The organism is Pseudomonas sp. PGPPP4 (assembly GCF_002256045.1).
GTDB lineage: Bacteria > Pseudomonadota > Gammaproteobacteria > Pseudomonadales > Pseudomonadaceae > Chryseomonas > Chryseomonas oryzihabitans.
Genome location: NZ_NKID01000002.1, coordinates 163,548 through 181,282, shown reverse-complemented (window position 1 = coordinate 181,282; position 17,735 = coordinate 163,548). Strand labels below are relative to the sequence as shown.

The window sequence follows — 17,735 nt, the reverse complement described above, 5'->3', positions numbered from 1 at the left end:
CCTCGCCGGGCGTTTTTCATTGCGCGAGGTGTGCATGAACCCGGATCAACCCCTGCAACTGCTCGGCGGCCTGACCGCCCGTGAATTCCTCCGCGACTACTGGCAGCAGAAACCCCTGCTGATCCGCCAGGCCATCCCGGATTTCCAGAGCCCCCTGGAACCGGACGAGCTGGCCGGCCTGTCGCTGGAAGAAGAAATCGAATCCCGCCTGATCATCGGCCAGGACCGCACCTGGGAGCTGCGCCGCGGCCCGCTGCCGGAAGACACCTTCGCCAGCCTGCCCGAGCGCGACTGGACCCTGCTGGTGCAATCGGTCGACCAGTTCGTTCCCGAGGTGGCCGAGGTGCTGGAGGCCTTCCGCTTCCTGCCCAGCTGGCGCGTGGACGACGTCATGATCAGCTACGCCGCCCCCGGTGGCGGTGTCGGCCCCCACTACGATCACTATGACGTCTTCCTGCTGCAGGGCCATGGCCGCCGTCGCTGGCGCATCGGTCAGCCGTGCACCGCCGACAGTCCGCTGATCGACGGCCTGGAGCTGAAGATCCTCGCCGACTTCCAGCAGACCGACGAATGGGTGCTGGAACCGGGCGACATGCTCTATCTGCCGCCGGGCCTGGCCCACGACGGCATCGCCGAAGACGAGTGCATGACCTACTCCATCGGCTTCCGCGCCCCCAGTGCCGGCGAGGTGCTCACCCATTTCACCGACTTCCTCAACCAGTTCATCCCCGAGGACGAGCGCTACAGCGACGCCGGCTGCGCCCCGGCCAGCGAGCATCCGGCCGAGATCCCGCCCGAGGCCATCGAGCGGCTGCGCGGCCTGATGGAGCGTCACCTGAGCGACGATCGCCTGCTGCTGGCCTGGTTCGGCCAGCACATGACCGAGCCGCGCTACCCGGAGCGCGTCGCCGGAGAAAACCTCAGCGCCAAGCAGCTGCGCAAGGAACTCGACGAAGGCGCCCTGCTGATGCGCAACCCCAGCGGCCGCATCGCCTGGAGTCGCCTGGAAGACGAGGTGATGGTCTTCGCCAGCGGCCAGAGCCGCCTGCTGCCCATGCGGCTGCAACCGCTGCTCGACCTGCTATGCTCGGCGGACGTCCTGCACGAGGCCAATCTCGCGCCCTGGCTGCAGGACGACGATGCCATGCGCCTGATCCGCGAACTGCTCCAGCAGGGCAGCCTGATCTTCGCCGGAGAAGACGACGACGAGTGATAGGGAGCCGCCGTGGACGAGTTCTTTGCCGATCTGACCTTGGACGGATTGCCCGAACCCCGGCTCGGCCAGGACCTCTCCCTGCGCCTCGAAGGCCTGGACGCCCTGCGTGAGCACGGTGTCCGCCTCATCGGCCAAGCCAGCCGCCAGCTGAGCATCCAGACGCCCGACCTGGAAGCACCGCTCTACGACAATCCCGCCGTCGAAGCGGCGATCAAGCGTCTGCTGCTGGGGCATCCACGGCATCAGGTCCGCATCCTCATCAACGACAGCGCCCTCGCCATGCGCCAGGGGCACCGACTCATCGCCCTGGCGCAACGCCTGACCAGCAATCTGCTGATCCGGCGGCCACCGGCCGAGCAGCAACCGGAAGGCAGCTGCCTCATCGTCGACGACCAGGCTATGCTGCGCCGTTCGGGCAGCGCGCCTACCGGCTTCGTCCGCTACGGCGACCGCGCCGCCGTCAAGGTTCAGCAGCAGGTCTTCGATCGCCTCTGGGCCAGCAGCCAGCCGGATCAGGAATTGCGGAGGATGGTGCTGTGAAAGGTTTGCTGGCGTTCCTGTTGCTGCTGACGGCCACAGCCTGGGCCGCCCCTCGTACCGAGGTCATACCCCTGCAATACCGCACCGCCGACGATCTGCTGCCCACCTTGCAAGCCGTCCTTGGCAGCGAAGGCAAGGTCAACGTCTACGGCAACCAGCTGATCGTCAATGCCGAGCCGGCCAAGCTGGCCGAACTCAAGAGTCTGCTGGCCCAGTTGGACACCCAGCCGCAGCGCCTGCTCATCACCCTGGCCACCCGCGCCGGCAGCTCGGGCGCCAGTCAGGGTTATTCGGTAAACGGCGACGTGCGTGCGCCCCAGGTACGCATCATCGAAGACAGCACCGACCAGAAGGAGGATGGCGCCCAGCGCGTCCAGGTCACCGAGGGCTACCCCGCCTTCATCCGCTTCGGTGAAGACGTCCCGGTGACTACCTACCAGACCTCGCCCTATGGTCAGAGCTACGCCCAGACCGATTATCGCCGCCTCGAACGGGGCTTTCAGGTCACCGCCCGCCTGAGCGGCAATCTGGTGCACCTGGACATCAGCAGCGTCGATGACCGGGCCGCTGCCATGCGTCCGGGCACGGTGCAAACCCAGAGCGCCGCCACCCGCATCAGCGGCCCCCTGGGCCAGTGGCTGGACCTGGGCGGCTTCCGGCAGCAAATCGAGGGCGAGCAGAGCGGCCTTGTCCGCCACTACTCCACCGAAGGCCGTGACGACCGTCAGCTGAGCATCCGCGCCGACCTCATCGACTAGCAAACCGGCGAACGGCAGAACTCCTGCGGCGCCTGGCAATCTAGGACACAGGAACAGCAGGAAGTTATTTGCGAATAATTCTTATATTCATTCTCAAATAATCCGGAAGTTCTGTTTAGTTTGATTCAAAGCAGTCCAATAGAATCTTTTTGGACCAATAAATTTACAGAATGAATCGATAGAGCATAAAATCTGTCTGTCTTGCGACACCGTGTCGCACTGATAGCGCCTGATACCCAATAATTAAGGATTCAAAGCATGTCTGAGTCGATCAGCCTACTGACCCACAACTGGAGCTTCGCGGTATTTCTCCTGGGCGTGGTCGGTCTGATCGCCTTCATGCTCGGAGTCTCGAGCCTGCTCGGCAGCAAAGCCGTAGGCCGTAGCAAGAACGATCCCTTCGAGTCCGGCATCGTCCCCACCGGGGGTGCCCGTCTCCGTCTCTCTGCCAAGTTCTACCTGGTCGCGATGCTCTTCGTGATCTTCGACGTCGAAGCCCTCTTTCTCTTCGCCTGGTCGGTGTCCATCCGTGAATCGGGATGGGCCGGCTTCGTGGAAGCCTCCATTTTCATAGCAATTCTGTTGGCGGGTCTTGTCTACCTGTGGCGAATCGGAGCGCTCGATTGGGCGCCTGCGAGCCGTCGCGAGCGGCAGGCGAAGTCGAAACAATGAGGCTTTGGCAATGCAATACAATCTCACCCGGATCGATCCCGATGCGGCAGTAGACCGCTATCCGGCCGGCCAGCGGGAAACCGTGGCCGACCCCGTCGAAAGTCAGGTCAACCGCAGCATCTTCATGGGCAAGCTCGAAGATGTCCTGCGGGGCGCGGTCAATTGGGGACGCAAGAATTCCCTGTGGCCGTACAACTTCGGCCTGTCCTGCTGCTATGTGGAAATGACCACCGCCTTCACGGCGCCTCATGACATCGCCCGCTTCGGCGCCGAAGTCATCCGGGCCTCGCCGCGTCAGGCCGACTTCATGGTCATCGCCGGCACCCCCTTCATGAAGATGGCTCCGGTCATCCAGCGCCTGTACGAGCAGATGCTGGAACCCAAGTGGGTGATCTCCATGGGCGCCTGCGCCAACTCCGGCGGTATGTACGACATCTACTCGGTCGTTCAGGGCGTGGACAAGTTCCTGCCCGTCGACGTCTACGTGCCCGGCTGCCCGCCTCGTCCCGAAGCTTTCCTCCAGGGCCTGATGCTCCTGCAGGACTCCATCGGTGAAGAGCGCCGCCCCCTTTCCTGGGTGGTGGGCGACCAGGGTATCTACCGCGCCGAGATGCCTTCGCAGCGCGAGCAGAACCGCGAGCGCCGCATCCAGGTCACCAACCTGCGCAGCCCAGACGAAGTGTAAGTCCCCTTCGGGACCTGCACGCTGACGACGATCGATTAGCGACGGAACATCATGACCGCAGACACCGCTCTGTCCGCCTCTGCGCTCGCCCCTGCCGGCGAAGCGTCGGTGGTTGGCGAACTCCAGGGCCAATTCGGCGCCGACGCCCTGACCCTGCAAGACACCCGTACCGGCATGCCGGTGATCTGGGTGGCACGCGAACGAATCATCGAAGTACTGCGCTTCCTGCGCAATCTGCCCCGCCCCTACGTCATGCTCTATGACCTGCATGGCGTCGACGAGCGGCTGCGGACCCACCGCCGCGGCCTGCCCAACGCGGACTTCACCGTTTTCTACCACCTGCTGTCCATCGACCGTAACAGCGATGTGATGCTCAAGGTGGCCCTGTCCGCCAACGACCTGCGCCTGCCCACCGCCACCGGCATCTTCCCCAATGCCAACTGGTACGAGCGGGAAGTGCTGGACATGTACGGCATCCACTTCGACGGCCACCCGCTGCCCAAGCGCATGCTGATGGCCGACAACTGGCAGGGTCATCCGCTGCGCAAGGACTATCCGGCGCGCGCGACCGAGTTCGATCCCTATGCGCTGAATGCCGCCAAGCAGGACCTCGAACAGGAAACCCTGAGATTCAAGCCCGAGGAATGGGGCATGAAGGAGCATGCGGAGAATTCCGACTTCATGTTCCTCAACCTGGGGCCGAACCACCCCTCCGCCCACGGTGCCTTCCGCATCATCCTGCAGCTGGACGGCGAAGAGATCGTCGACTGCGTGCCGGAGATCGGCTACCACCACCGTGGTGCCGAGAAGATGGCCGAGCGCCAGTCCTGGCACAGCTACATCCCCTACACCGACCGGATCGACTACCTGGGCGGGGTGATGAACAACCTGCCCTATGTCCTCTCGGTGGAAAAGCTCGCCGGCATCAAGGTGCCGTCGCGGGTCGACTTCATCCGCGTGATGATGGCCGAGTTCTTCCGCATCAACAGCCACCTGCTGTACCTGGGTACCTATATCCAGGACGTCGGCGCCATGACCCCGGTGTTCTTTACCTTCACCGACCGTCAGCGCGCCTACAAGGTGATCGAGGCCATCACCGGCTTCCGCATGCACCCCGCCTGGTTCCGCATCGGCGGCGTCGCCCATGACCTGCCGCGTGGCTGGGACAAGCTGGTCCGCGAATTCCTCGACTGGATGCCCAAGCGTCTGGACGAGTACGAAAAGGCGGCGATGAAGAACAGCATCCTCATCGGCCGGACCAAGAACGTCGCCGTCTACAACACCAAGGAAGCCCTGGAGTGGGGCGTCACCGGTCCCAACCTGCGCGCGACCGGTCTGGACTTCGACCTGCGCAAGGCCCGCCCCTACTCCGGCTACGAGAACTTCGAATTCGAAGTGCCCATCGCCCACAACGGCGACTGCTATGACCGCGGCATGCTGCGCGTCGAGGAGATGCGCCAGAGCCTGCGCATCATCGAGCAGTGCCTGCAGCACATGCCCGAAGGCCCGTACAAGGCGGATCACCCGCTGACCACGCCGCCGCCCAAGGAGCGCACCCTGCAGCACATCGAGACCCTGATCACCCACTTCCTGCAAGTGTCCTGGGGTCCGGTGATGCCGGCCGGCGAAGCCTTCCAGATGATCGAGGCGACCAAGGGCGCCAACAGCTACTACCTGACGAGCGATGGCAGCACCATGAGCTACCGCACCCGCATCCGGACGCCGAGCTTCCCGCACCTGCAGCAGATCCCGGCCGTCATCCGCGGCAGCATGGTGTCCGACCTGATTGCCTACCTGGGCAGTATCGACTTCGTCATGGCCGACGTGGACCGCTGAGCATGAGCACCGAAACCCTGATCCAAACCGACCGTTTCGTCCTGAGCGAAACCGAGCGCTCGGCCATCGAGCACGAGATGCACCACTACGAGGACCCGCGCGCGGCGTCCATCGAGGCCCTGAAGATCGTCCAGAAGGAACGTGGCTGGGTGCCGGACGGCGCCATCTACGCCATCGGCGAGGTGCTGGGCATTCCCGCCAGCGATGTCGAGGGCGTGGCCACCTTCTATAGCCAGATCTTTCGCGTACCGGTCGGCCGCCACATCATCCGGGTGTGCGACAGCATGACCTGCTACATCGGCGGCCACGAATCCGTGGTCGGCGAGATCCAGCGCCAGCTGGGCATCGGCCTGGGCCAGACCACCGCCGACAGCCGCTTCACCCTGCTGCCGGTCTGCTGCCTGGGCAATTGCGACAAGGCCCCAGCGCTGATGATCGACGACGACACCCATGGCGATGTCCAACCCGCGGGCGTGGCCAAACTGCTGGAGGGATACGCATGAGACTGACCTCCTTCGGGCCTGCCAACAGCATCGCCCGTACCCCCGAGACCCATCCCCTGACCTGGCGCCTGCGTGAAGACGGCGCTCCGGTCTGGCTGGAGGAATACCAGGCGAAGGACGGCTACGCCGCCGCGCGCAAGGCGCTGACCGAGCTGGCCCCCGATGCCATCGTCCAGGAAGTCAAGGACTCCGGCCTCAAGGGCCGCGGCGGTGCGGGCTTCCCAACCGGCGTGAAATGGGGCCTGATGCCCAAGGACGAATCCCTCGATATCCGCTACCTGCTGTGCAACGCGGACGAGATGGAGCCCAACACCTGGAAGGACCGCCTGCTCATGGAGCAGCTGCCGCACCTGCTGGTGGAAGGCATGCTGATCAGTGCCCGGGCGCTCAAGGCCTATCGCGGCTACATCTTCCTGCGTGGCGAATACGTCGACGCCGCCGCCAACCTGCGGCGCGCGGTGGAAGAAGCCAAGGCCGCCGGCCTGCTGGGCAAGAACATCCTCGGTAGCGGCTTCGACTTCGAGCTGTTCGTCCACACCGGCGCCGGTCGCTACATTTGTGGCGAAGAGACCGCGCTGATCAACTCCCTGGAAGGCCGCCGCGCCAACCCGCGCTCCAAGCCGCCCTTCCCCGCCGCCGTCGGCGTCTGGGGCAAGCCGACCTGCGTCAACAACGTCGAGACCCTGTGCAACGTGCCGGGCATCGTCGCGGGCGGCGTCGACTGGTACAAGAGCCTGGCCCGCGAAGGCAGCGAAGACATGGGCACCAAGCTCATGGGCTTCTCCGGCAAGGTGAAGAATCCCGGCGTCTGGGAATTGCCCTTCGGCATCACCGCCCAGGAGCTGTTCGAGGACTACGCCGGCGGCATGCGCGACGGCTTCACGCTCAAGTGCTGGCAGCCCGGTGGCGCCGGTACCGGCTTCCTGCTGCCCGAGCATCTCTCGGCGCAGATGTACGCCGGCGGCATCGGCAAGGTCGGCACCCGCATGGGTACCGGTCTGGCCCTGGCCGTGGACGACAGCGTCAACATGGTCTCGCTGCTGCGCAACATGGAAGAGTTCTTCGCCCGGGAATCCTGTGGCTGGTGCACCCCCTGCCGCGACGGCCTGCCCTGGAGCGTCAAGCTCCTGCGCAGCCTGGAGAAGGGCGAGGGGCAGCAGGGCGATCTGGACACCCTGCTGCAGCTGGTCAACTTCCTCGGCCCGGGCAAGACCTTCTGTGCCCACGCACCGGGTGCCGTCGAGCCCCTGGGTAGTGCCATCAAGTATTTCCGCGAAGAGTTCGAGGCCGGTGTGCGCAAGGCGCCCAGCGAGCCGCGGCCGACTGCTTCGGCGAGCGTGACCTGAGAATCGGCCGCCGCGGGGGCCGCTTCCATCGCTTTCTGGCCGGACCCGTTCCGGCCGGCGCTGCCCCTGGCGATCGCCAGGGCGGCGCGAACGTTTTCCCATTAGCCAGACCCGCCCTGCGCGGGTGAGAAGAAAACCCTATGGCCACTATCCACGTAGACGGCAAGACGTACGAGGTCGACGGGGCGGACAACCTCCTCGAAGCCTGCCTGTCCCTGGGGCTCGACATCCCCTATTTCTGCTGGCACCCGGCGCTGGGCAGCGTCGGCGCCTGCCGCCAGTGCGCGGTGAAGCAGTTCGCCGACGAGAACGACACCCGCGGGCGCCTGGTCATGTCCTGCATGACCCCGTCCAGCGACAAGACCTACATCTCCATCGAAGACGCCGAAGCCAAGGAATTCCGCAGCTCGGTCATCGAATGGCTGATGACCAACCATCCTCATGACTGTCCGGTCTGCGAAGAAGGCGGCCACTGCCACCTGCAGGACATGACGGTGATGACCGGCCACAACAAGCGCCGCTATCGCTTCACCAAGCGTACTCACCAGAACCAGGACCTCGGCCCGTTCGTCGCTCACGAGATGAACCGCTGCATCGCCTGCTATCGCTGCGTGCGCTACTACAAGGATTACGCCGGCGGTACCGACCTGGGCGTCTATGGCGCCCACGACAACGTCTATTTCGGCCGCGTCGAGGACGGTGCCCTGGAGAGCGAATTCTCCGGCAACCTGACCGAGGTCTGCCCCACCGGGGTGTTCACCGACAAGACCCACTCCGAGCGCTACAACCGCAAGTGGGACATGCAGTTCGCCCCGAGCATCTGCCATGGCTGCTCGTCGGGCTGCAACATCAGCCCCGGCGAGCGCTATGGCGAACTGCGCCGCATCGAGAACCGCTTCAACGGTTCGGTGAACCAGTATTTCCTCTGCGACCGTGGCCGCTTCGGCTATGGCTATGTCAATCGCAAGGATCGTCCGCGCCAGGCCCTGCTGAAAGATGGCAGCCTGGAAACCGGCATCGACGCCGCCCTGGATCGCGCCGCCCTGCTGCTGCGCGGCAAGAAGGTGATCGGCATCGGCTCGCCGCGTGCCAGCCTGGAAAGCAACCACGCCCTGCGCGAACTGGTCGGCGCCGAGAACTTCTACAGCGGCATGAGCGCCCGTGACCTGGCCAATGTGCGCCTGGTGCTGCAGGTGCTCAAGGACAGCCCCCTGCCCGTCCCGACCCTGCGCGCCATGGAAAAGCACGACGCCGTCTTCGTCCTCGGCGAGGACCTGACCCAGACCGCGGCCCGCCTGGCGCTGTCCCTGCGGCAGTCCGTCAAGGGCAAGCCCGAGGCCATGGCCGCGGCGCAGAAGATCCAGCCCTGGCTCAACGCGGCCGTGCAGAATATCGGCCAGAGCGAGCGCAATCCGCTGTTCATCGCCAGCGTCGCCGCCACCCGCCTGGACGACGTCGCCGACGCCCGTCTGCATGGCTCGCCGCTGGAACTGGCCCGTTTCGGCCATGCCGTGGCCCATGCCATCGACGCCAGCGCCCCGGCCGTCGACGGTCTGAGCGACGAAGTCGCCGAGCAGGCGCGTCTGCTGGCCGAGACCCTGCTGGCGGCCGAACGTCCGCTGGTGGTGTCCGGTACCTCCCTGGGTGAACCGGCGCTGATCGAAGCCGCCGCCAACCTGGCCAAGGCTCTGGCCGCCAAGGGCAAGGCCGGCTCCCTGAGCCTGGTGGTGCCCGAAGCCAACAGCCTGGGTCTGGCGCTCTATGGCGGCGAGTCCGTCGAAGACGCCTTCGCGGCCCTGGAAAACGGCCAGGCCGATGCCCTGGTGGTGCTGGAGAACGACCTCTATCGCCGCGCCCCTGCCCAGCAGGTGGATCAGGCCCTGGCCCGCGCTCAGGTGCTGGTGGTGCTGGATCACCAGCGCACCGCCACCGCCCAGCGTGCCGATCTGGTGCTGCCGGCAGCGAGCTTCGCCGAAGGCGACGGTACCCTCGTCAGCCAGGAAGGTCGCGCCCAGCGCTTCTTCCAGGTCTATGAGCCGAGCTACTACGATCCCTCCAGCCTGGTCCGCGAAGGCTGGCGCTGGCTCCACGCCCTGCGCAACACCCTGGACAACCGTCCGGTGGACTGGACCCAGCTGGATCATGTCACCGACGCCGTGGCCACTGCCGCGCCGCAACTGGACGGCATCCGCGACGCCGCGCCCAACGCCAGCTTCCGGGTGAAGGGCCTCAAGCTCGCCCGCGAACCGCACCGCTACAGCGGCCGCACCTCCATGCGCGCCAACCTCAGCGTGCACGAGCCGCGCGCCCCCCAGGACGCCGACACCGCCTTCGCCTTCTCCATGGAAGGCTATGCCGGCAGTGCCGAGCCGCGTCAGCAGATCCCCTTCGCCTGGTCCCCGGGCTGGAACTCGCCCCAGGCCTGGAACAAGTTCCAGGACGAGGTCGGTGGTCACCTGCGCGCCGGCGATCCGGGCGTGCGCCTGATCGAGACCCAGGGCGATCGCCTGAACTGGTTCGCCGTCCCGGCCGCCGCCGTCCGCGGTACCGCGTCCGGCTTCCAGGCCGTGCCGCTGTACCACCTGTTCGGGAGCGAAGAGACCTCTTCGCGCGCCGAGCCGGTGCGTGAGCGCATCCCGGCCGCCTACGTGGCGCTGGCCAAGGCCGATGCCGACCGCCTGGGCGTCAACGAAGGGGCCCTGCTGCGCCTGCAGGTCGCCGGTCAGGAATTGCGCCTGCCGCTGCAGATCAAGCCCGAGCTGTCCGCCGGCCTGGTCGGTCTGCCCGCCGGCTTCGAAGGGATTCCGGTGGACTTCGCCGGCCTCAGCGTGGAAGGACTGCAGGAGGCCGCGGCATGACCTGGCTCACCCCCACCCTCATCGCCGTGGTGATCGGCGTCCTCAAGGCCATCGTCATCCTGCTGGCGGTGGTCATCTGCGGGGCGCTGCTGAGCTTCGTCGAACGGCGCCTGCTGGGTCTCTGGCAGGACCGCCACGGTCCCAACCGGGTCGGTCCCTTCGGCGCCTTCCAGCTGGGCGCCGACATGCTGAAGATGTTCTTCAAGGAGGACTGGACGCCCCCGTTCGCCGACAAGATGATCTTCGCCCTGGCACCGGTGATCGCCATGGGCTCGCTGCTGGTGGCCTTCTCGGTCATCCCGATCACCCCCACCTGGGGCGTGGCGGACCTGAACATCGGCCTGTTGTTCTTCTTCGCCATGGCCGGCGTCAACGTCTATGCGGTGCTCTTCGCCGGCTGGGCGAGCAACAACAAGTTCTCGCTGCTGGGCGCCATGCGCGCCGCGGCCCAGACCCTCTCCTACGAGGTGTTCATGGGTCTGTCGGTAATGGGCATCGTCGCGGTGACCGGCTCCTTCAACATGAGGGACATCGTCGAGGCGCAGCACCAGGGCTGGTGGTTCATCATTCCCCAGTTCTTCGGCTTCTGCACCTTCTTCATCGCCGGCATCGCCGTCACCCACCGTCACCCCTTCGATCAGCCGGAGGCCGAGCAGGAGCTCGCCGACGGTTACCACATCGAATACGCGGGCATGAAGTGGGGCATGTTCTTCGTCGGTGAGTACATCGGCATCGTGCTGATCTCGGCGCTGCTGGTGACCCTGTTCTTTGGCGGCTGGCACGGTCCCTTCCTGGATACCCTGCCCTGGCTGTCCTTTGTCTGGTTCGCCCTGAAGACCGCCTTCTTCATCATGATCTTCATCCTGTTGCGCGCGTCCATTCCGCGTCCGCGCTACGACCAGGTAATGGCCTTCAGCTGGAAGTTCTGCCTGCCCCTGACCCTGATCAACCTGCTGGTGACCGGCGCGGTGGTGCTCTACAGCGCCACGCCGGCCATCGGCCAGTGAGGTATCCGTCATGATCAAGGAAATCCTGCACGTCCTGCATGGCACCTACACCCAGTTGCGCAGCGTGGTGATGGTCTTCGGCCACGCCTTCCGCAAGCGCGACACCCTGCAATACCCCGAGGAACCCGTGTACCTGCCGCCGCGCTACCGCGGCCGCATCGTGCTCACCCGTGACCCCGACGGCCAGGAGCGCTGCGTGGCGTGCAACCTGTGCGCCGTGGCCTGCCCGGTCGGCTGCATCTCGCTGCAGAAGACCGAGGCCGAAGACGGTCGCTGGTACCCCGAGTTCTTCCGCATCAACTTCTCGCGCTGCATCTTCTGCGGCATGTGCGAGGAGGCCTGCCCCACCACCGCCATCCAGCTGACCCCGGACTTCGAGATGTCCGAGTTCAAGCGCCAGGAGCTGGTGTACGAGAAGCAGGACCTGCTGATCTCGGGTCCGGGCAAGTATCCGGAATACAACTTCTACCGCGTGGCCGGCATGGCCATCGCGGGCAAGCCCAAGGGTGCCGCGCAGAGCGAGGCAGAGCCGATCAACGTGAAGAGCCTGCTGCCCTAAGGAGCTGTCGTGGAATTCGCCTTCTATTTCTCCGCTGGGGTGGCCGTCCTGGCCACCTTCCGGGTGATCACCAACACCAATCCGGTGCATGCGCTGCTGTACCTGATCATCTCGCTGCTGGCCGTGTCCATGGTGTTCTTCGCCCTGGGCGCACCCTTCGCCGGGGCCCTGGAGATCATCGTCTACGCCGGCGCCATCATGGTGCTGTTCGTCTTCGTGGTGATGATGCTCAACCTCGGGCCGGTCGTCGCCGAGCAGGAGCGCAAGTGGCTGACCCCCAAGGTCTGGATCGGTCCGTCGATCCTCGCCGGTGCGCTGCTGGTGGAATTGCTGGTGGTGCTGTCGCGCACCCCGGGCGGCGCCGCCATCGGCCATACCTCGGTGGAAGCCAAGGCCGTGGGCATCAGCCTGTTCGGACCCTATCTGCTGGCGGTCGAACTGGCTTCCATGCTGTTGCTGGGTGCCCTGGTCGCGGCCTACCACCTGGGTCGCAGCGACGTCAAAGACGGGATCGGCGAGTGAGTCGCCAAGGACTGGAGAACAGCCAATGAACGCCATACCTCTGGAACACGGCCTGGCCCTCGCCGGCGCCCTGTTCGCCCTTGGCCTGGTGGGCCTGATGGTCCGCCGCAACATCCTCTTCGTGCTCATGAGTCTGGAAATCATGATGAACGCCGCCGCCCTGGCCTTCGTGGTCGCGGGTAGCCGTTGGGGCGCTCCCGATGGCCAGGTGATGTTCATCCTGGTGCTGAGCCTGGCCGCCGCCGAGGCCAGTATCGGCCTGGCGATCCTGCTGCAGCTCTATCGCCGCTTCCACACCCTCGACGTCGATGCCGCCAGCGAGATGCACGGATGAACCTGCTACCCCTCACCTTCGCCTTTCCCCTGGTCGGCTACTTCCTGCTGGCCTTTTCCCGCGGTCGGCTGTCGGAGAATCTCTCCGCGCTGATCGGCGTGGGTTCGGTGGGCCTGGCTGCGCTGGTCGCCGCCTGGGTCGGCTGGAACTTCCACGTCGCGCCGCCCGCCGACGGTCACCTGACCCTCGTCCTCTGGCAGTGGATGAACGTGGAGGGCTTCGCGCCCAACATGGCGCTCTACCTGGACGGCCTGTCGCTGACCATGCTCGGCGTGGTTACCGGCGTCGGCTTCCTGATCCACCTGTTCGCCTCTTGGTACATGCGCGGTGAAGAGGGCTACTCGCGCTTCTTCGCCTACACCAACCTGTTCATCTTCAGCATGTTGCTGCTGGTTCTCGGCGACAACCTGCTGCTGCTGTACTTCGGTTGGGAAGGCGTGGGCCTGTGCAGCTATCTGCTGATCGGCTTCTACTACAGCGAGCGCGCCAACGGCAACGCGGCGCTGAAGGCCTTCATCGTCACCCGTGTCGGCGACGTCTTCATGGCCTTCGGTCTGTTCATCCTGTTCATGACCCTGGGCACCCTGGACATCCAGGAGCTGCTGCAGAAGGCGCCCGACGTCTTCGCCAGCGGCGATCCGCTGATCGTGCTGGCCACCCTGGCCCTGCTCGGCGGCGCCGTCGGCAAGTCGGCCCAGCTGCCGCTGCAGACCTGGCTGGCGGACGCCATGGCCGGTCCCACTCCGGTCTCCGCCCTGATCCACGCGGCGACCATGGTGACCGCGGGCGTCTACCTGATCGCCCGGACCCATGGCCTGTTCCTGCTGGCACCGGAGATCCTGCACCTGGTCGGCATCGTCGGTGCCGTGACCCTGGTGCTGGCCGGTTTCGCCGCCCTGGTGCAGACCGACATCAAGCGCATCCTGGCCTATTCGACCATGAGCCAGATCGGCTACATGTTCCTGGCCCTGGGTGTCGGCGCCTGGCAACCGGCGATCTTCCACCTGATGATCCACGCCTTCTTCAAGGCGCTGCTGTTCCTCGCCTCGGGTTCGGTGATCCTGGCCTGCCACCACGAGCAGAACATCTTCAAGATGGGCGGCCTGTGGAAGAAGATCCCCCTGGCCTACGCCAGCTTCGTGGTGGGTGGTTCGGCCCTGGCGGCGCTGCCGCTGGTCACCGCCGGCTTCTACTCCAAGGACGAGATCCTCTGGGAAGCCATGGCCAGCGGTCATACCTACCTGCTCTATGCAGGCCTGGCCGGTGCCTTCCTGACCTCGATCTACACCTTCCGCCTGATCTTCATCACCTTCCACGGCCCGGCGCACACCGAGGCCCATGCCGGCCACGGCATCGCCCACAACCTGCCGCTGGCGGTGCTGCTGGTGCTCTCGACCTTCGTCGGCGCGATGATCGTGCCGCCGCTGGCCGGCGTGCTGCCGGAATCCATCGGCCATGCCGGTGGCGAAGCCAAGCACTCGCTGGAGATCACCTCGGGGGCCATCGCCATCGCCGGTATCCTGCTAGCCGCCCTGCTCTTCCTCGGCAAGCGTTCCTTCGTGAACGGCCTGGCCAAGAGCGCACCGGGTCGCTTCTTCGGGACCTGGTGGTATCACGCCTGGGGCTTCGACTGGCTGTACGACCTGATCTTCGTCAAGCCGTACCTGCTGCTGGCCCGCCTGCTGCGCCGCGATCCCATCGACCAGGCCATCGGCCTGATCCCGATGCTGGCGCGCGGTGGCAACCTGGCACTGAGCATCACCGAGAACGGCCGTCTGCGCTGGTACGCGGCTTCCATCGTGGGAGGCGCCGTGCTGCTGCTCGGCGCGCTGCTGCTGGCCTGACCCCCTGACTAAGGATAAGTACACGTCATGCTTCTGCCCTGGCTAATCCTGATCCCCTTCATCGGCGGCCTGCTCTGCTTCCTCACGGAAAAGACCGGCCCGCTGGTGCCCCGCTGGATCGCTCTGTTCACCATGCTGCTGGAGCTGGTGCTCGGCCTGTGGCTGTGGGCCCACGGCGACTACAGCCTGGCTCCGGCCCCTGGCGCCGAAACCGCCTGGACCGCGGAATTCCAGATGAACTGGATTCCGCGCTTCGGCATCAGCCTGCACTTCGGTCTCGACGGCCTGTCGCTGCTGATGATCCTGCTCACCGGCCTGCTCGGTGTGCTGGCGGTGACCTGCTCCTGGCGCGAAGTGCAGCGCCACGTCGGCTTCTTCCACCTCAACCTGCTGTGGATCATCGGCGGCGTGGTGGGGGTGTTCCTGGCGCTGGACCTGTTCCTGTTCTTCTTCTTCTGGGAAATGATGCTGGTGCCGATGTACTTCCTGATCGCGCTGTGGGGCCATAGCTCCGCGGACGGCAAGAAGAGCCGCATCACCGCCGCCACCAAGTTCTTCATCTTCACCCAGGCCAGCGGTCTGATCATGCTGGTGGCGATCATCGCCCTGGTGCTGGTGAACTACGGTGCGACCGGCGTCCTGACCTTCGACTACGAAGACCTGCTGCAGCTGCAACTGGATCCCAAGCTGGAATACCTGCTGATGCTGGGCTTCTTCATCGCCTTCGCGGTGAAGCTGCCGGTGGTGCCGGTGCACTCCTGGCTGCCGGATGCCCACGCCCAGGCGCCGACCGCCGGTTCCGTCGACCTCGCCGGCATCCTGCTCAAGACCGCCGCCTACGGCCTGCTGCGCTTCGCCATTCCGCTATTCCCCAACGCCTCGGCGGAATTCGCGCCGATCGCCATGTGGCTGGGCATCATCGGCATCTTCTACGGCGCCATCCTGTCGTTCGCCCAGACCGACATCAAGCGCCTGGTGGCCTACTCCAGCGTCTCGCACATGGGCTTCGTGCTGATCGGCATCTACTCCGGCAGCCCCCAGGCGCTGCAGGGCGTGGTGGTCCAGATGATCGCCCACGGCCTCTCCGCCGCCGGCCTGTTCATCCTCTGCGGCCAGCTCTATGAGCGCATGCACACCCGTGACATGCGCCAGATGGGCGGGCTCTGGGCGCGGGTGCCCTACCTGCCGGCCCTGAGTCTGTTCTTCGCCTCGGCTTCTCTGGGTCTGCCGGGTACCGGCAACTTCGTCGGCGAATTCCTGATCCTGCTGGGCGCCTTCCCGGTGGTGCCGATGATCACCGTCATCGCCACCTTCGGCCTGGTGTTCGCCTCGGTCTACTCGCTGATCATGATCCACCGCGCCTACTTCGGTCCGGCCAAGGCCGAAGGCGCCCTGCCGGGTCTGAACGCACGGGAACTGTCGATGCTGCTGTTGCTTGGCGTGCTGCTGGTGCTGCTCGGCGTCTATCCGCAGCCGGTGCTGGATACCTCGGCCGCGAGCATGGCCGGTGTCCAGCAGTGGCTCGGCGAAGCCTTCTCCTCTCTCGTTTCCGCCCGGTAAGAGCGCCATGACCTTTACCTACGAACACTTCATCGCCCTCCTGCCGATCATCATCACCGGCTTCACCGCCGTGGTGGTGATGCTGGGCATCGCCTGGCGGCGGGATCACACCATCATCCCGACCCTGGGCGTGATCGGTCTCAACCTGGCCCTGCTGTCCTGCATCCCGGCCCTTGGCGTCGGCGCCATCGACGTCACCCCGTTGCTGCGCATCGACGGCTTCACCTGCTTCTACATGGCGCTGATCCTGATCGCCACCCTGGCCTGCATGACCCTGTCGCATGCCTACATGGAAGGCTATCCGGGCAATCGCGAAGAGCTGTACCTGCTGCTGCTGATCTCCGCCACCGGCGGTCTGGTGCTGGTGGCGGCGCAGAACGTCGCCGGTCTGTTCATCGGCCTGGAACTGCTGTCGGTACCGGTCTACGGCCTGGTGGCCTACAGCTACTTCAATCGCCGCTCCCTGGAAGCCGGCATGAAGTACCTGGTGCTGTCCGCCGCCGGTTCGGCCATCCTGCTGTTCGGCATGGCCCTGCTCTATGCCCAGTCCGGCAGCCTCAACTTCGCCGACATCGGCATGCAGATGGACGCCCCGGCCAGCACCGGCCTGCTGATGGAAATCGGCCTCGGCATGCTGATCGTCGGTCTCGGCTTCAAGCTGTCCCTGGTGCCCTTCCACCTCTGGACCCCGGACGTCTACGAAGGCGCCCCGGCGCCGGTCGGCGCCTTCCTGGCCACCGCCAGCAAGGTCGCCGTGTTCGCCGTGCTGGTACGGGTATTCCAGACCATGCCCATGGCTACCGAGGACGGCTGGCTGCACGATGCCATCGCCTTCATCGCCATCGCCTCCATGCTGGTGGGCAACCTGCTGGCGCTGATGCAGAGCAACCTCAAGCGTCTGCTGGGTTACTCCTCCATCTCCCACTTCGGCTACCTGCTGGTGGCTGTGGCCTCGGGCGAAGGCCTGTCGATGGAAGCCGTGGCGGTCTACCTGGTGACCTATGTCTTCACCAGCCTGGGCGCGTTCGGCGTGATCACCCTGATGTCCAGCCCGAGCAACGGCCAGCGTGACGCCGATGCCCTGTTCGAGTACCGCGGCCTGTTCTGGCGCCGCCCGTACCTGACCGCGGCGCTGACGGTGATGATGCTGTCCCTGGCCGGCATCCCGCTCACCGCCGGTTTCATCGGCAAGTTCTACGTCATCACCGTGGGCGTGGAAGCGGGCATGTGGTGGCAGACCGCGGCCATCGTGCTGGGCAGCGCCATCGGCCTGTTCTATTACCTGCGCGTGATGGTCACCCTGTACCTGACCGAGCAGGGCCTGCAGCGCCACGATGCGCCGATGAACTGGGGTCAGCGCGCCGGTGGCGTGATGCTGATCGCCATTTCCATCGCGACCTTCGTCCTCGGCGTCTATCCGCAGCCGCTGCTGCAACTGGCGCAGCTGACGGTGTTCTGATCCAGGACGTCGCCCACGATCCCCGCTTCGGCGGGG

General features: G+C 65.5%; 16 protein-coding genes. All 16 read left to right on the top strand.

The window, feature by feature from the left end; genetic code table 11:
* Window positions 1-34 precede the first annotated feature (34 nt).
* The 16 genes from CFE50_RS03655 to nuoN all read left to right on the top strand — a co-directional run bounded on the left by CFE50_RS03655 (window position 35) and on the right by nuoN (window position 17,699).
* Entirely contained in the window at window positions 35-1,213 is a 1,179-nt protein-coding gene (locus tag CFE50_RS03655) for a ribosomal protein uL16 3-hydroxylase (RefSeq protein ID WP_027599795.1), read from the top strand.
* 12 nt (window positions 1,214-1,225) lie between these two features.
* Complete coding sequence (locus CFE50_RS03650) at window positions 1,226-1,756, top strand: DUF7931 domain-containing protein (protein WP_286731277.1); 531 nt, start codon at window positions 1,226-1,228, stop codon at window positions 1,754-1,756.
* Window positions 1,753-2,514, top strand: a complete 762-nt coding sequence (locus tag CFE50_RS03645; protein WP_286731275.1) for a secretin N-terminal domain-containing protein — start codon at window positions 1,753-1,755, stop codon at window positions 2,512-2,514. Before CFE50_RS03650 ends, CFE50_RS03645 begins: the two co-directional genes overlap by 4 nt.
* 258 nt (window positions 2,515-2,772) lie before the next feature.
* Window positions 2,773-3,186, top strand: coding sequence for an NADH-quinone oxidoreductase subunit A (locus CFE50_RS03640; RefSeq protein WP_007158885.1), 414 nt, complete (start codon window positions 2,773-2,775; stop codon window positions 3,184-3,186).
* A gap of 10 nt (window positions 3,187-3,196) precedes the next feature.
* The gene (locus tag CFE50_RS03635) at window positions 3,197-3,871 is read left to right on the top strand and encodes a NuoB/complex I 20 kDa subunit family protein (protein WP_007158886.1); all 675 of its coding nucleotides are present in this window, start codon (window positions 3,197-3,199) and stop codon (window positions 3,869-3,871) included.
* 51 nt (window positions 3,872-3,922) lie between these two features.
* Window positions 3,923-5,707 (top strand): NADH-quinone oxidoreductase subunit C/D, encoded by a 1,785-nt coding sequence (nuoC, locus tag CFE50_RS03630; RefSeq protein ID WP_017642311.1) that lies wholly within the window; start codon window positions 3,923-3,925, stop codon window positions 5,705-5,707.
* Window positions 5,708-5,709: 2 nt separating this feature from the next.
* Window positions 5,710-6,210 carry an NADH-quinone oxidoreductase subunit NuoE gene (gene nuoE / locus CFE50_RS03625; RefSeq protein WP_007158888.1) on the top strand — a complete coding sequence of 167 codons (501 nt, stop codon included), beginning with the start codon at window positions 5,710-5,712 and terminating at the stop codon, window positions 6,208-6,210.
* Window positions 6,207-7,556 carry an NADH-quinone oxidoreductase subunit NuoF gene (nuoF, locus tag CFE50_RS03620; protein WP_058790402.1) on the top strand — a complete coding sequence of 450 codons (1,350 nt, stop codon included), beginning with the start codon at window positions 6,207-6,209 and terminating at the stop codon, window positions 7,554-7,556. The genes nuoE and nuoF overlap by 4 nt, the downstream gene beginning before the upstream one ends.
* 140 nt (window positions 7,557-7,696) lie before the next feature.
* On the top strand, window positions 7,697-10,414 hold the full coding sequence (gene nuoG, locus CFE50_RS03615) for an NADH-quinone oxidoreductase subunit NuoG (RefSeq protein WP_286731270.1): 2,718 nt from the start codon (window positions 7,697-7,699) through the stop codon (window positions 10,412-10,414).
* A complete protein-coding gene (gene nuoH, locus CFE50_RS03610; RefSeq protein WP_286731268.1) occupies window positions 10,411-11,421 on the top strand; it encodes an NADH-quinone oxidoreductase subunit NuoH in 1,011 nt (336 codons plus the stop codon). The genes nuoG and nuoH overlap by 4 nt, the downstream gene beginning before the upstream one ends.
* 10 nt (window positions 11,422-11,431) lie before the next feature.
* Window positions 11,432-11,980: an NADH-quinone oxidoreductase subunit NuoI gene (gene nuoI, locus CFE50_RS03605; protein WP_007158892.1), complete on the top strand. Its 549-nt coding sequence runs from the start codon at window positions 11,432-11,434 to the stop codon at window positions 11,978-11,980.
* Window positions 11,981-11,989: 9 nt separating this feature from the next.
* On the top strand, window positions 11,990-12,502 hold the full coding sequence (gene nuoJ / locus CFE50_RS03600; RefSeq protein WP_027599799.1) for an NADH-quinone oxidoreductase subunit J: 513 nt from the start codon (window positions 11,990-11,992) through the stop codon (window positions 12,500-12,502).
* 25 nt (window positions 12,503-12,527) lie between these two features.
* A complete protein-coding gene (nuoK, locus tag CFE50_RS03595; protein ID WP_007158894.1) occupies window positions 12,528-12,836 on the top strand; it encodes an NADH-quinone oxidoreductase subunit NuoK in 309 nt (102 codons plus the stop codon).
* Window positions 12,833-14,680 (top strand): NADH-quinone oxidoreductase subunit L, encoded by a 1,848-nt coding sequence (nuoL, locus tag CFE50_RS03590; RefSeq protein WP_027601933.1) that lies wholly within the window; start codon window positions 12,833-12,835, stop codon window positions 14,678-14,680. The genes nuoK and nuoL overlap by 4 nt, the downstream gene beginning before the upstream one ends.
* Window positions 14,681-14,707: 27 nt before the next feature.
* Complete coding sequence (gene nuoM, locus CFE50_RS03585; protein ID WP_007158896.1) at window positions 14,708-16,240, top strand: NADH-quinone oxidoreductase subunit M; 1,533 nt, start codon at window positions 14,708-14,710, stop codon at window positions 16,238-16,240.
* 7 nt (window positions 16,241-16,247) lie between these two features.
* A complete protein-coding gene (nuoN, locus tag CFE50_RS03580; RefSeq protein WP_027599801.1) occupies window positions 16,248-17,699 on the top strand; it encodes an NADH-quinone oxidoreductase subunit NuoN in 1,452 nt (483 codons plus the stop codon).
* Window positions 17,700-17,735: the final 36 nt, after the last annotated feature.

What these genes read in the sequence shown, in the direction of transcription:
- nuoI (WP_007158892.1), top strand. Translation starts at nt 11,432, where the DNA reads ATGATCAAGGAAATCCTGCACGTCCTGCATGGCACCTACACCCAGTTG.
- nuoG (WP_286731270.1), top strand. Translation starts at nt 7,697, where the DNA reads ATGGCCACTATCCACGTAGACGGCAAGACGTACGAGGTCGACGGGGCG.
- nuoL (WP_027601933.1), top strand. Translation starts at nt 12,833, where the DNA reads ATGAACCTGCTACCCCTCACCTTCGCCTTTCCCCTGGTCGGCTACTTC.
- nuoN (WP_027599801.1), top strand. Translation starts at nt 16,248, where the DNA reads ATGACCTTTACCTACGAACACTTCATCGCCCTCCTGCCGATCATCATC.
- nuoH (WP_286731268.1), top strand. Translation starts at nt 10,411, where the DNA reads ATGACCTGGCTCACCCCCACCCTCATCGCCGTGGTGATCGGCGTCCTC.
- CFE50_RS03640 (WP_007158885.1), top strand. Translation starts at nt 2,773, where the DNA reads ATGTCTGAGTCGATCAGCCTACTGACCCACAACTGGAGCTTCGCGGTA.
- nuoF (WP_058790402.1), top strand. Translation starts at nt 6,207, where the DNA reads ATGAGACTGACCTCCTTCGGGCCTGCCAACAGCATCGCCCGTACCCCC.
- nuoE (WP_007158888.1), top strand. Translation starts at nt 5,710, where the DNA reads ATGAGCACCGAAACCCTGATCCAAACCGACCGTTTCGTCCTGAGCGAA.
- CFE50_RS03655 (WP_027599795.1), top strand. Translation starts at nt 35, where the DNA reads ATGAACCCGGATCAACCCCTGCAACTGCTCGGCGGCCTGACCGCCCGT.
- nuoK (WP_007158894.1), top strand. Translation starts at nt 12,528, where the DNA reads ATGAACGCCATACCTCTGGAACACGGCCTGGCCCTCGCCGGCGCCCTG.
- nuoM (WP_007158896.1), top strand. Translation starts at nt 14,708, where the DNA reads ATGCTTCTGCCCTGGCTAATCCTGATCCCCTTCATCGGCGGCCTGCTC.
- CFE50_RS03635 (WP_007158886.1), top strand. Translation starts at nt 3,197, where the DNA reads ATGCAATACAATCTCACCCGGATCGATCCCGATGCGGCAGTAGACCGC.
- nuoC (WP_017642311.1), top strand. Translation starts at nt 3,923, where the DNA reads ATGACCGCAGACACCGCTCTGTCCGCCTCTGCGCTCGCCCCTGCCGGC.